The organism is Burkholderia sp. Ac-20345, assembly GCF_017104825.1.
In the GTDB taxonomy this organism is placed as follows: domain Bacteria; phylum Pseudomonadota; class Gammaproteobacteria; order Burkholderiales; family Burkholderiaceae; genus Burkholderia; species Burkholderia lata_B.
This window is the reverse complement of the sequence record NZ_JAAGPO010000132.1, coordinates 1-13,913: the sequence shown is the minus strand read 5'-3', so window position 1 is coordinate 13,913 and position 13,913 is coordinate 1. Positions and strand designations below refer to the sequence as shown.

Sequence of the window (13,913 nt, the reverse complement as noted above, 5' to 3'; positions counted from 1 at the left end):
CTCTCGTTGCTGTTGTCATGCGTTCGGTCAGAACGCCGTCCCGATCTGGAACTGGAATTTCTGGTACTGGTCGCCTTCGTGCTTCTGCAGCGGGAAGCCGAGGCTCAGCTTAAGCGGGCCGATCGGCGAGATCCACGCGAGACCCACACCGTAGCCGTAGCGCAGGCCGTTGGCGCCCGTGCTCGTGCCGCCCGGCGCGTTGCCCCACACGTTACCGCCGTCGAGGAACGTGAACACGCGCAGCGTGCGGTCGTAGCCCGTGCCCGGCAGCGGGAACGTCAGTTCGATGTTGCCGACGAGCATCTTCGAACCGCCGATCGGGTCGTTCGTCTTCGTGTCGCGCGGGCCCAGCGAGCTCGGCTCGTAGCCACGCACGGAGCCGATACCGCCCGCGTAGTAGTTCTTGAAGATCGGGTACGGGTTGCCGATACCGTTACCGTAGCCGCCCTGCAGGTTCATGCCCAGGATGAAGCCGCGCGAGAACGAATAGTAGTACTGGGCCTGCAGGTCGGCCTTGTAGTACTGGATCTTGCCGACCGGTACGCCGTACTCCATGTTCGCCTGCGTGAAGTAGCCGCGGCTCGGAATCAGCGCGCTGTCACGCGCGTCGCGCGACCACGCGATCGTCAGCGGCACCGTGTTCGACACGCGGCCGAACTGGTTCACGTAATCCTGGTAGCTCTGCGGCGTGTTCGAATCGACGTCGAGACGGTTCTGCTCGAAGCCCGCGCCGAAGTAGACGGTGTCGACTTCCGAGAACGGGATGCCGAACTTCAGGTTGCCGCCCGCGCTGATGATCCGGAAGCTCGAGCTCGTCGAATAGTAGAGCGGCTGGTACGTGCGGTAGTAGACGTCCGTGATCCGCTTGATACCGTCGACCGTGAAGTACGGGTCGACCTGCGTGACGGTCAGCGTACGGTAGCTCTTCGCGGTGTTGACGTTCACCGACAGGCTGGTACCCGAACCGAACACGTTGTCCTGCGACACGCCCGCCGACAGCACGACCTTGTCCGTCGACGAGAAACCGGCGCCCAGCGTGATCGCGCCGGTCGGCTTTTCGTCGACCTTCACGTTCACGTCGACCTGGTCGTTCGTGCCGTCGACCGGCAACGTCGTCACGTCGACGTTGGTGAAGTAGCCGAGACGGTTCACGCGATCCTTCGACAGCGCGAGGCGGTTCGAATCGAACCACGAGCTTTCGAGCTGGCGCATTTCGCGGCGCACCACTTCGTCACGCGTACGCGTGTTGCCGACGACGTTGATGCGGCGCACGTACACGCGGCGGCTCGGATCGACGACGAGGTTCAGGTTCACCTTGTGGTTCGCCTGGTCGATGTCCGGCTGCGCATTGACGGTCGCGAATGCGTAACCGTACTCACCGAGCTTGTCGACGATCGACTTGGTGGTCTGCTGCAGCTTTTCGGCCGAGAAACGGTCGCCCGGCTTGATCTTGATCAGCTTGGTGAGTTCGGCTTCGCGATCGAGCAGGTTGCCCGACAGCTTGATGCCCGACACCGTGTACGGCTCGCCTTCGTGCAGCGTGACCGTCAGGTACATGTCCTTCTTGTCGGGCGAGATCGACACCTGAGTCGAATCGATGTTGAACTCGAGATAGCCGCGGTTCAGGTAGTACGAGCGCACCGCCTCGAGGTCGCCCGTGAGCTTTTCCTTCGAGTACAGGTCGTTCTTCGTATACCAGGAGAACCAGTTCGGCGTCGACAGTTGCATCTCGTCGCGCAGCGTGCTCGTCTTGAACGCCTTGTTGCCAATGAAGTTGATCTGGCGGATCTTCGCGCTCGGGCCTTCGGCCACCGCGAACAGGATCGACACGCGGTTCGCGTCGACCGGCGTGACCGTCGTCTTGACCTCGGCCGCGTAGAAGCCGCGCGTGAGGTACTGGCGCTTGAGCTCCTGCTCCGCCTTGTCGACGAGCGCCTTGTCGTAGTAGCGGCCGTCGGCGAGACCGACTGCGCGCAGCGCCTTCGTCAGGTTGTCCTTGTCGAATTCCTTCGTGCCGGTGAAGTCGATCGACGCGATGGCCGGACGCTCCTGCACCTGCACGATCACGACGTTGCCCTGCGTGGCGATGCGTACGTCGTTGAAGAAGCCCGTCGCGTACAGCGCGCGGATTGCTTCGGATGCCTTGTCGTCCGTGAAGGTATCGCCCTGCTTGATCGGCAGGTAGGCGAACACCGACCCCGCTTCGACGCGCTGCAGCCCCTCGATCTTGATGTCTTGCACCACGAACGGTGCCGCTGCATGCGCCGCGAGGCCGTGCGCGGCGAGCGCGGCCGCTGCAACTGTCTTAGGTACAAAACGATGAGGTTTGAACAACATGCATCCCCAATATTTAGCTGCATCAAATCAGGCGGCTGCCCAGCGGCCGCCGCCTGACGCTTCAGAAATGGATTAACCGAGCCAGATCGTTGAACAGCGCGATCGCCGACAATGCGACGATGCAGATCAACCCGGCTCTTTGCAGAATCAGCTGCCAGCGCTCCGAGACGGCTTTCCCAGTCGCGGCTTCAACCGCATAATATAACAGATGCCCCCCGTCCAAAACGGGAATCGGCAACAAGTTCAGGACGCCAAGGCTAATGCTGACAAGGGCGAGGAACGACAGGAACGCCGACGGACCGAGCCGCGCACTCTTGCCCGCGTAGTCGGCGATCGTCACGGGGCCGGAGAGGTTCTTCAGCGACGCGTTGCCCGTGACCATGCGCCCGAACATCCGCAGCGAATACACGGAGATGTCCCACGTGCGGTGCGCGCCGAGCCGCAAGCTGTCGATCGGCCCGTAGCGCACGTCGACGGACGGCGCATGCATCGACAGCGCCGCGCCGATCCGGCCGACCTGCTGCCCCGATTCGTCGTCGCGCTGCATCTGCGGCACGATCGACACCGTCTGCGCGGCGCCATTGCGCTCGATCTGCAGGTCGAGCGGCTTGCCCGCATGGTGTTTCACGGAATCGATGAAGCGCGATGCGCCGCCGATCGGCTTGCCGTCGAGCGCGACCAGCTTGTCACCCGACTTCAGGCCCGCCTGCTCCGCCGCGCTGCCGGGCTGCACCGACGCGACCGACAGCGTGCCGCCGCCGGCCTCGAAGCCCAGATGGGCCATGAAATCGTCGTCGAGCTGACTTTCGGGGACATTGCGGAGGTCGACGCGGAAATCGAACGTCGTGTTGCCGTCGCGGGCGCCGAGCACGATCTCGCGGTGATCGAACGCGGCCGCCAGCAGCTTCCAGCGCAGGTCCGACCACGACCGCACCGGCTCGGACTCGCTGCCTTGCGCGTTGCGGATCGACACGATCGTCTCGCTGCCGTCGAAGCCCGCGCGCGCCGCCACCGTACCGGCGGCCGGCGGTGCGACGATCGCGGCCGGCTCGGTCACGCCGGTGGCAAATACGATCGAAAACAGCGCGATTGCCAACAGGAAGTTTGCAATCGGTCCGGCCGCGACGATCGCGATGCGCTTGTAGACCGACTGCCGGTTGAACGCCTGGCCGAGTTCCTCGGGTGCGATGCCGGGGCCGGGATCACGCTCGTCGAGCATCTTCACGTAGCCACCGAGCGGCAGCACGGACAGCGTCCACTCGGTGCCCGTCCTGCGGCCGACCCAGCGCGCGACGGGCTGGCCGAAGCCGATCGAGAAACGCAGCACCTTCACGCCGCACCAGCGCGCGACACGATAGTGTCCGTACTCATGCACGACGACCAGCACCCCGATCGCCACCGCAAACGCGATCAGTTCGACCAGCACGTTCATGAGCACCCCATTCAGACAGTGCGCTCCACGCGTGGCGCAGGCGCTTTCGCAATGATCTCGGCGGCGAGGCGGCGAGCCTCGGCATCCGCAGCAAGGACGTCCTCGAGCCCGTCGGGCGCACGGTTCGGCAGCGTGTTGAGCACGGCGTCGACCGTCGCCGCAATCGCCATGAAGCCGATGCGGCGCTCGAGAAACGCTTCGACCGCGACTTCGTTCGCCGCGTTCAATGCGGCGCTCGCGATACCGCCTTCCTCAAGCGCCTTCAGCGCGAGCGCGAGGCACGGGAAGCGCGCGTAATCGGGCTTTTCGAACGACAGCTGGGCGATCTGCGCGAGGTCGAGCTGATCGACGCCCGCATCGACACGGTCCGGGAACGCGAGTGCGTGCGCGATCGGCGTGCGCATGTCGGGGTTGCCGAGCTGGGCGAGCACCGAGCCGTCGCGATACGACACGAGCGAATGGATCACGCTCTGCGGATGGATCAGCACGTCGATCCGGTCGCCCGGCAGCCCGAAGATCCAGTGCGCCTCGATCACCTCGAGGCCCTTGTTCATCATCGTCGCGGAATCGACCGAGATCTTGCGGCCCATCACCCAGTTCGGGTGCTTGCACGCCTCGTCCGGCGTCACGTCGACGAGCGTGGCCGGCTCGCGCGTGCGGAACGGGCCGCCCGACGCGGTCAGGATGATCTTCGAGATCCCGCCGTGCTCGGCCGCGTCGCGCGGCATGCACTGGAAGATCGCGTTGTGTTCGCTGTCGACCGGCAGCAGGATCGCGCCATGGTCGCGCACGGCGTCCATGAAGATCGCGCCCGACATCACCAGCGCCTCCTTGTTCGCGAGCAGGATGCGCTTGCCGGCGCGCGCGGCCGCAAGGCTCGGCACGAGGCCGGCCGCGCCGACGATCGCCGCGACCACGGTATCGCAGCCGTCGCTCTTCGACACGTCGACGAGCGCCTGCGGCCCGTGCAGCACGGTCGTCTTGCTGCCCGCCGCGCGCAGTTTCGCGTCGACGTGCGCGGCAGTCGCGGCATCGCCGACCACCGCCACTTCGGGCGCGAAGCGCAGACACTGCTCGACGAGCTTGTCGCCGTTGCGGTGCGCGGTCAGCGCGTAGACGGAGAAGCGCTCGGGATGACGCGCGACCACGTCGAGCGTGCTGTCTCCGATCGAGCCCGTGGAACCGAGCAATGTCAGACGTTTTTGCATAACAGAATGAGTGGTTTAACCAAGCAGCAGCATCGCGAGCGGCAGCACCGGGAGCAGCGCGTCGACACGGTCGAGCACGCCGCCATGACCCGGCAGCAGTCCGCTCGAATCCTTCACGCCCGCCTGCCGCTTCAGCAGCGACTCGAACAGGTCGCCGATCACGCTGTACGCGACCAGCAGCGTCAGTGCGGCCCACGCGCCGGGCATCCCGTAGCGCGCGGCGAACGTGGAAAACAGGGTCGGCTCGAACACATGCGCGGCCATCGCGACACTGGCGACGACCATCACGGCCAGCCAGCCACCGATCGCGCCTTCCCAGCTCTTGCCGGGGCTGATCGTGATGGCCAGTTTACGCTTTCCGAAGGCCTTGCCCGCGAAGTATGCGCCGATATCGGCGAGCCAGACGACCAGAAGCAGCGACAGCACGAACGGCACGCCCTGCGCGCGCGCCGCGACGAGCGCATGCCAGCAGGCCGCAAAGACCACGAGGCCGGCCGCCAGCAGGAACGGGCGCCATACGCCGCCCGCGAGTTCGGGCTTGCGCCGCAGCGTGAACGGGCCGACCAGCAGCCAGAACACGCCGGCTGCCATGAAAAGGGGACGGGACGAAGCCGCATCGATGCCGAGCGGCGCCGTTGCCGCGAGCGCAAGCGCCGCGACGACTGCATAGACGATCGGGCCGGCGCCGCCGAGCTTGAGCAGGCGCGCCCATTCCCACGCGGCAAACACGAGCACGACGCCGATCAGCGCGCCGAACGCGGTGAGCGGCGCGAACAGCGTCACCGGCAGCAGCACCGCCAGCATCACGATCGCCGTGATCACACGGGTTTTCAGCATGAAAGGGAGTCGGCGTTCTGCGATTGTGGTTCGAGCTGTGCGCTCGTGCGGCCGAAACGGCGCTCGCGCTCCGTATACGACGCCATTGCGTCGGCCAGTGCCGTGCCGTCGAAATCCGGCCAGTATTTGTCGGTGAAATAGAATTCGGCGTACGCGAGTTGCCACAGCAGGAAGTTGCTGACGCGCTGCTCGCCACCGGTACGGATGAAGAGATCGGGCTCCGGCGCATAGGCCATTGCCAGGTGCGGCGCGAACGCGTCCTCGGTCACTTCGACCTCGCGACCCTCGCGCACGGCCTGCTCGACGAGCTTCTTCGTCGCCTGCAGGATGTCCCACCGGCCGCCGTAGTTGGCCGCGATGGTGAGCGTAAGACGGGTGTTGCGCGCCGTCTTGGTTTCGGCGCGGCGGATCAGTTCGCGGATGCGCGGCTCGAAGCGGTCGAGATCGCCGACGACACGCAGGCGGATCCCGTTCGCATGGAGCTTGCCGACCTCGCGCTCGAGCGCGGTGATGAAGAGGCGCATCAGGAACGACACTTCGTCGTTCGGCCGACGCCAGTTCTCCGAACTGAACGCGAACAGCGTCAGGTATTCGACGCCGGCGCGCGCGCAGCCTTCGACCACCGCCCGCACGGCATCGACGCCGCGGGTATGCCCCGCGACGCGCGGCAAGCGGCGTTCGGTCGCCCAACGGCCGTTGCCGTCCATGATGATCGCGATATGACGCGGCACGACGCCGACGTCAGGCACGCGAACGGTAGAGCTGGTATAGGTCATGGCCGTTGAGACAGTAATGCTGGAAGAAGGCGGCGCGCGAGGACGGTCGTCAGACCGTCATGATCTCGGCTTCCTTGCTCTGCACGAGCTTGTCGATTTCGGCAACGTGCTTGTCGGTCAGCTTCTGCACGTCGTCGCTCGCACGGCGCTCGTCGTCTTCCGAGATTTCCTTGTCCTTCACGAGCTTCTTGAGCGCTTCGTTCGCGTCGCGGCGCAGGTTGCGGATCGCGACCTTGGCCGTTTCGCCTTCGCTCTTGACGACCTTGGTCAGCTCGCGGCGGCGCTCTTCCGTCAGCGCGGGCATCGGCACGCGGATCAGGTCGCCGGACGTGGCCGGGTTCAGGCCGAGATCGGCTTCGCGAATGGCCTTCTCGACCTTCGCAACCATCGGCTTTTCCCACGGCTGCACACCGATCGTGCGCGCGTCGACGAGCGTCATGTTGGCAACCTGCGAAATCGGCACCATCGACCCGTAGTAGTCAACCTGCACGTGATCGAGCATGCCGGTGTGCGCACGGCCCGTACGGATCTTCGCCAGATCGCTCTTGAATGCATCGATCGAGCGCTGCATCTTCTGCTCGACGCCCTTCTTGGTATCAGCGACACTCATTTCAACCTCCGAACCTTCAAACCTTCAAAGAACGCGGACCCCACCCGGCGCATCTGGCGCGCCGCGGCCGATGGCCCGCATCCGCGGGAGTTTACACGTGGACGAGCGTACCTTCGTCCTCGCCCAGCACGATGCGCTTGAGCGCGCCCGGCTTGTTGATCGAAAACACGCGAATCGGCAGCTTCTGGTCGCGGCACAGCGCGAAGGCCGTCGCGTCCATCACCTGCAGGTTGCGGCCGATCGCCTCGTCGAAGCTGATCGTCGTGTAGCGCGTGGCCGACGGATCCTTCTTCGGATCGGCAGAATATACGCCATCGACCTTGGTCGCCTTCAATACGACCTCGGCGCCCACTTCCGAACCGCGCAGCGCGGCGGCCGTGTCCGTCGTGAAGAACGGGTTGCCCGTGCCGGCCGCGAAGATCACGACGCGGCCTTCCTCGAGCTGGCGGATCGCGCGGGGCCGGATGTACGGCTCGACGACCTGGTCCATCCGCAGCGCGGACTGCACGCGCGCCTCGATGCCGGCGTGGCGCATCGCGTCCTGCAGCGCCAGCGCGTTCATCATCGTTGCGAGCATCCCCATGTAGTCCGCCGTCGCGCGATCCATGCCGGCCGCGCCGCCCGCAACGCCACGGAAAATATTACCGCCACCGATCACGACCGCGAGCTGCGTGCCGAGACGCACCACTTCCGCGATATCGGCCACCATCCGTTCGATCGTCGCGCGATTGATGCCGAAGGCATCGTCGCCCATCAGCGCTTCGCCGGAAAGTTTGAGAAGGACGCGTTTATAGGCATTGGACATAGGGGCTTCCGAGCGACGAGAGGATGACAACCACGAACTGTAGGGGCGAAATACTGATTCGGGCAAGCGCCGACGGTCGGACCGGGTTTCCCGGCCGGCCGGCGGCGGCGCCGACCGCGGCGGAGCGGACGCCCGCCGCGGATACTGCCTGACTGCTTACGGCTTACTGCTGCTTTGCTGCTGCGACTTGCGCGGCCACTTCGGCGGCGAAGTCGTCCTGGCGCTTCTCGATGCCTTCGCCGACGACGAACAGCGCGAACTTCTGCACTGCGGCATCCGCTGCCTTCAGCATCTGCTCGATCGTCTGCTTGTCGTTCTTCACGAACGTCTGGTTCAGCAGCGACACTTCCTTCAGGTACTTCTGGACGCTACCGTCGACCATCTTCGCGACGATCTCTGCCGGCTTGCCCGATTCCGCAGCCTTCTGCTCGGCCACGCGGCGTTCCGTTTCGATCAGTTCCGCCGGCACGTCAGCCGACGACAGCGCGACCGGCTTCATGGCCGCGATGTGCATCGCGACGTCCTTGCCGACCTGCTCTTCCGCACCCGTGTACTCGACGATCACGCCGATACGCGCGCCGTGCAGGTACGTTGCGATCTTGTTTGCGGTTTCGAAACGGACGAAACGGCGGATCGAGACGTTCTCGCCGATCTTGCCGACCAGCGCCAGGCGCACTGCGTCGACCGTCGAGCCTTCGAGCGGCAGTGCCGACAGCGCAGCCACGTCGGCCGGGTTTTGCGTCGCGACGAGTTCTGCAACCGTCTTCGAGAACGCGAGGAAATCATCGTTCTTCGCGACGAAGTCGGTTTCGCAGTTCAGTTCGACGAGCGAACCTGCATTGCCGCCGACGAACGATGCGACGACGCCTTCTGCCGTCACGCGCGATGCCGCCTTGCTCGCCTTGTTGCCGAGCTTGACGCGCAGCAGCTCTTCAGCCTTGGCCAGATCGCCGTCAGCTTCCGTCAGCGCCTTCTTGCACTCCATCATCGGTGCGTCGGTCTTTGCGCGCAGTTCTGCCACCATGCTTGCGGTAATTGCCGCCATCATTCGCTCCTTGAGTCTGTATTCACAACGCCGCCCGCTTGGACGCGAACGGCCGAGATTCGTTTCCGGACCCGCACCCATTCGGCGCGATCAGGTCCGGCGCACAAGCTTAAAAAAAGGGGGCCTGTTGAGAGCCCCCTTTTTGCGCCGGCTCGGGGCCAGTTACGCGTTTTCCTCGACGTACTCGTCGTCGCCGCGTGCAGCCTGGACCACTTCGTTGACCGCGTTCGCACGGCCTTCGAGGATCGCGTCGGCCACGCCTTCAGCGTACAGCGCGACTGCCTTGCTCGAGTCGTCGTTACCCGGGATCACGTAATCCACACCTTCCGGCGAGTGGTTCGTATCGACCACGGCGATGACCGGCACGCCCAGCTTGTTCGCTTCGGTGACGGCAATCTTGTGGTAGCCGACGTCGACGACGAAGATTGCGTCCGGAATGCCGCCCATGTCCTTCACGCCGCCGATCGACTTTTGCAGCTTGGCGATTTCGCGTTCGAACAGCAGCGCTTCCTTCTTGCTCATCTTCTCGAGCTCGCCTGCCTCGACTGCCGCTTCCATGTCCTTCAGGCGCTTGATCGATACCTTCAGCGTCTTGAAGTTGGTCATCATGCCGCCGAGCCAGCGTGCGTTGACGAACGGCATGCCTGCGCGCTGCGCTTCCTGGGCGATCGTGTCACGCGATTGACGCTTCGTGCCGACGAACAGGATCGTGCCGCGGTTCGCTGCCAGCTGGCGCACGTACTTCTGTGCGTCCGTGAACATCGGCAGCGTCTTTTCGAGGTTGATGATGTGAATCTTGTTGCGGTGACCGAAAATGAACGGAGCCATCTTCGGGTTCCAGAAACGCGTCTGGTGACCGAAGTGGACACCCGCTTCCAGCATTTGGCGCATCGTAACTGCCATGAAATTCTCCACGAGGGTTGGGTCTTAAGCCGGCCGCCGTACCGCCGCGCGAACCTGCCCCGAAGGGCGCGAATTCCACGCGGCCGGCACCCTGGTTGCGCCGGCTTGCGATTCGACACGTGCGAAATGCGCATGCCGCAAGCCTTTCACCACCATGCCGCCCCAAAACGGGGCACATCGGCATTTGGATATCGACTTAGCCAAAGAGTATAGCACGCCGATTTGTCCGCTCTCAAGTCGCTCACCACTTTCGCTTGCCGCGCGGCAGCCGGGCGGACAATCCGCGAAAACCCGCACCCGCACCGCCGGCAGGGGCTGCGACGCCTGCCAGAAGGTGCGATAATCCGTCAATTCACCGCATTCCAGGCATACCTCGATGGCTATTACGCTCAAAAACGAACACGATATCGCCGAGATGCGCGTCGCCTGCCGTCTCGCCAGCGAAGTGCTCGACTTCATCACGCCGCACGTCGTCGCGGGCATCACGACCGCCGAACTCGATCGCCTCTGCCACGAGTTCATGCTCAACGAGCAGGGCACGATCCCGGCGCCGCTGAACTACCAGCCGCCCGGCTACCCGCCGTACCCGAAGGCCACCTGCATTTCGGTCAACGACGTGATCTGCCACGGCATTCCCGGCGAGAAGGTGATCAAGAACGGCGATGCGCTGAACATCGACGTCACCGTGATCAAGAACGGCTACTTCGGCGACACGAGCCGCATGTTCATCGTCGGCGAAGGTTCGATCCTCGCGAAGCGCCTCGTGCAGACCACCTACGAATGCATGTGGCTCGGCATCGACCAGGTCAAGCCCGGCGCGCACCTCGGCGACATCGGCTACGCGATCCAGAAGCACGCGGAAGCGCAGGGCTACAGCGTCGTGCGCGAATACTGCGGCCACGGCATCGGCACGGTGTTCCACGAGGATCCGCAGGTCGTCCACTACGGCCGTCCGGGCACGGGCATCGAACTGAAGGCCGGGATGATCTTCACGATCGAGCCGATGATCAACGCCGGCAAGCGCGACATCCGCACGATGCCCGACCAGTGGACGGTCAAGACGCGCGACCGGAGCCTGTCGGCGCAGTGGGAGCACACGGTGCTCGTCACCGAAACCGGCTACGACGTGCTGACCGTGTCGGCCGGTACGCCGGCGCGCCCCGTGTTCGCGCAACCGGCCGCCGCAGTCTGAGCGCCGTCGCCTGCCCGCCCCACCCGCACCTGAACGGCCGCCCATGAGCGCTCACGCTGCCCCCTCGCCCGAAGCGCTGTCGCGGCGCGCCGAATTCAAGGCCGCCAAGACGGAGATGCTCGAGCGCTTTCGCCACGCGACGAACGTCGCGTCGCTGATGCACGCGCTGTCGAAACTCACCGACGAAGCGCTGAAGCGCGTATGGGACGAGTGCGAGCTGCCCGCGACGCTCGCGCTCATCGCCGTCGGCGGCTACGGGCGCGGCGAACTCGCGCCCTATTCCGACGTCGACATCCTCGTGCTGCTGCCCGATGCGCACGACCCGGCGCTCGACGCGCGCATCGAGCGCTTCATCGGGATGGCGTGGGATCTTGGCCTCGAGATCGGCAGCAGCGTGCGCACGGTCGCGCAGTGCATCGAGGAGGCGTCGCAGGACGTCACGGTGCAGACCTCGCTGCTGGAAGCCCGCCGCATCGTCGGCAGCACCGCGCTGTTCGAACGCTTCACGGTGCGCTACCACGAGGCGCTCGACGCCCGCGCGTTCTTTACCGCGAAGGTGCTCGAGATGCGCCAGCGCCACGCGAAGTTCCAGGACACGCCGTACAGCCTCGAACCGAACGTGAAGGAAAGCCCGGGCGGGCTGCGCGACCTGCAGACGATCCTCTGGATCGCGCGCGCGGCCGGTTTCGGCAGCAGCTGGCGCGAACTCGACACGCGCGGCCTCATCACCGATCGCGAAGCGCGCGAGCTGCGCCGCAACGAAGGTTTCCTGAAGACGCTGCGCGCGCGGCTGCACGTGATCGCCGGCCGCCGCCAGGACATGCTCGTGTTCGACCTGCAGACGCAGGCAGCCGAGAGCTTCGGCTACCAGCCGACGCAGGCCAAGCGCGCGAGCGAGCAGCTGATGCGCCGCTATTACTGGGCCGCGAAAGCCGTCACGCAGCTCGCGACGATCCTGATCCAGAACATCGAGGCACAGCTGTTCCCCGCGACGAGCGGCATCACGCGCGTGCTGTCGCCCGACCGCTTCGTCGAGAAGCAGGGCATGCTCGAGATCGTCGACGACGGCGTGTTCGAACGCCACCCCGACGCGATCCTCGAAGCGTTCCTGCTGTATGAGACGACCCGCGGCGTGAAGGGCCTGTCCGCCCGCACGCTGCGCGCGCTGTACAACTCGCGCGAGATCATGAACAACACGTGGCGCCGCGATCCGCAGAACCGCGACACGTTCATGCGGATCCTTCAGCAACCCGAAGGGATCACGCACGCGTTCCGGCTGATGAACCAGACGAGCGTGCTCGGCCGCTACCTGCTGAATTTCCGCCGCATCGTCGGCCAGATGCAGCACGACCTGTACCACGTGTACACGGTCGACCAGCACATCCTGATGGTGTTGCGCAACATCCGCCGCTTCGCGGTGGCCGAGCACGCGCACGAATATCCGTTCTGCAGCCAGCTGATCGGCAACTTCGAGCGCCCGTGGGTGCTGTATGTCGCGGCGCTGTTCCACGACATCGCGAAGGGCCGCGGCGGCGACCACTCGACGCTCGGGATGGCCGATGCGCGGCGCTTCTGCCGCGAGCACGGCATTGCCGGCGACGACGCGGCGCTGATCGTGTGGCTCGTCCAGCATCACCTGACGATGAGCCAGGTCGCGCAGAAGCAGGACACGAGCGACCCCGAAGTCATCAAGCGCTTCGCCGAAGTCGTCGGCAACGAACGGTACCTCACCGCGCTGTACCTGCTGACCGTCGCCGATATCCGCGGCACGAGCCCGAAGGTGTGGAACACGTGGAAGGGCAAGCTGCTCGAGGACCTGTACCGCATCACGCTCGCGGTGCTCGGCGGCGCCAACCCCGACGCGCATTCGGAGCTGAAGTCGCGGCAGGAGCAGGCGCTCGCGCTGCTGCGCCTCGAGACCGTGCCCGACGACGCGCATCGCGCGCTGTGGGATCAGCTCGACGTCGGCTTCTTCCTGCGTCACGACGCAGCCGACATCGCGTGGCAAACACGCGTGCTGTACCGGCACGTGAACGCCGAAACCGCGATCGTCCGCGCGCGGCCGTCGCCGATCGGCGACGCGCTGCAGGTGCTCGTGTACGTGAAGGATCGCCCCGACCTGTTCGCGGGCATCTGCGCGTATTTCGACCGCAACGGGCTGTCGGTGCTCGACGCGCGCGTCAGCACGACGCGCCACGGCTATGCGCTCGACAACTTCATCGTCACGCAGACCGAACGTGACGTGCGGTACCGCGACATCGCGAATCTCGTCGAACAACAGCTTGCGTCGCGGCTCACCGAAACCGCACCGCTGCCGGAGCCGTCCAAGGGCCGCCTGTCGAGGCTGTCCCGGACGTTTCCGATCACGCCGCGCGTCGACCTGCGGGCCGACGAGCGCGGCCAGTACTACATCCTGTCCGTGTCGGCCAACGACCGGCCGGGCCTTCTCTATTCGATCGCGCGCGTACTCGCCGAGCATCGGATCGGCGTCCACGCGGCGCGGATCAATACGCTCGGCGAACGCGTCGAGGACATCTTCCTGCTCGCGGGTGCCGGCCTGTCCGACAACCGCCTGCAGATCCAGCTCGAAACCGAATTGCTGCGTGCGATCGCAGTCTGAATGAATTCCAGCGTTTATGCGCACCAAACTAACCGTCAAGAATCCGAAGCCGGCGTCGAGATCTGCAGATCGTCGCTGATGTAAGGCTTCGTATGATTCGTTGTATATATCGGTGTGTGACGCAGCAGACGGTATACGATATGGAAGC

The 13,913-nt window shown here is 65.1% G+C and carries 11 protein-coding genes; 2 read left to right on the top strand and 9 right to left on the bottom strand.

Annotated elements, in window-relative coordinates; genetic code table 11:
• Nucleotides 1-27 precede the first annotated feature (27 nt).
• From bamA to rpsB, 9 genes are all read right to left on the bottom strand, one after another.
• Complete coding sequence (gene bamA / locus G3O06_RS32920) at nucleotides 28-2,337, bottom strand: outer membrane protein assembly factor BamA (protein WP_174918848.1); 2,310 nt, start codon at nucleotides 2,335-2,337, stop codon at nucleotides 28-30.
• A gap of 61 nt (nucleotides 2,338-2,398) precedes the next feature.
• Nucleotides 2,399-3,769, bottom strand: a complete 1,371-nt coding sequence (gene rseP, locus G3O06_RS32915; RefSeq protein ID WP_205818708.1) for an RIP metalloprotease RseP — start codon at nucleotides 3,767-3,769, stop codon at nucleotides 2,399-2,401.
• Nucleotides 3,770-3,780: 11 nt separating this feature from the next.
• A complete protein-coding gene (locus G3O06_RS32910) occupies nucleotides 3,781-4,977 on the bottom strand; it encodes a 1-deoxy-D-xylulose-5-phosphate reductoisomerase (RefSeq protein ID WP_174997999.1) in 1,197 nt (398 codons plus the stop codon).
• A 15-nt stretch (nucleotides 4,978-4,992) separates the two neighbouring features.
• Complete coding sequence (locus G3O06_RS32905; protein ID WP_174918845.1) at nucleotides 4,993-5,814, bottom strand: phosphatidate cytidylyltransferase; 822 nt, start codon at nucleotides 5,812-5,814, stop codon at nucleotides 4,993-4,995.
• A complete protein-coding gene (gene uppS / locus G3O06_RS32900) occupies nucleotides 5,808-6,590 on the bottom strand; it encodes a polyprenyl diphosphate synthase (protein WP_174918844.1) in 783 nt (260 codons plus the stop codon). Before uppS ends, G3O06_RS32905 begins: the two co-directional genes overlap by 7 nt.
• Nucleotides 6,591-6,639: 49 nt before the next feature.
• Nucleotides 6,640-7,200, bottom strand: coding sequence for a ribosome recycling factor (gene frr / locus G3O06_RS32895; protein ID WP_048248629.1), 561 nt, complete (start codon nucleotides 7,198-7,200; stop codon nucleotides 6,640-6,642).
• Nucleotides 7,201-7,291: 91 nt separating this feature from the next.
• Nucleotides 7,292-8,005, bottom strand: coding sequence for a UMP kinase (gene pyrH, locus G3O06_RS32890; RefSeq protein ID WP_174918843.1), 714 nt, complete (start codon nucleotides 8,003-8,005; stop codon nucleotides 7,292-7,294).
• Between the two features lie 163 nt (nucleotides 8,006-8,168).
• Nucleotides 8,169-9,050 carry a translation elongation factor Ts gene (gene tsf / locus G3O06_RS32885; protein ID WP_089495101.1) on the bottom strand — a complete coding sequence of 294 codons (882 nt, stop codon included), beginning with the start codon at nucleotides 9,048-9,050 and terminating at the stop codon, nucleotides 8,169-8,171.
• 162 nt (nucleotides 9,051-9,212) lie between these two features.
• The gene (rpsB, locus tag G3O06_RS32880; RefSeq protein WP_006752149.1) at nucleotides 9,213-9,953 is read right to left on the bottom strand and encodes a 30S ribosomal protein S2; all 741 of its coding nucleotides are present in this window, start codon (nucleotides 9,951-9,953) and stop codon (nucleotides 9,213-9,215) included.
• 376 nt (nucleotides 9,954-10,329) lie between these two features.
• Here rpsB and map point away from each other — a divergent pair, with 376 nt between their 5' ends.
• Both map and G3O06_RS32870 read left to right on the top strand, forming a co-directional pair.
• Nucleotides 10,330-11,145, top strand: coding sequence for a type I methionyl aminopeptidase (gene map, locus G3O06_RS32875; RefSeq protein WP_174918842.1), 816 nt, complete (start codon nucleotides 10,330-10,332; stop codon nucleotides 11,143-11,145).
• Nucleotides 11,146-11,188: 43 nt separating this feature from the next.
• Nucleotides 11,189-13,765, top strand: coding sequence for a [protein-PII] uridylyltransferase (locus tag G3O06_RS32870; RefSeq protein WP_174998001.1), 2,577 nt, complete (start codon nucleotides 11,189-11,191; stop codon nucleotides 13,763-13,765).
• Nucleotides 13,766-13,913: the final 148 nt, after the last annotated feature.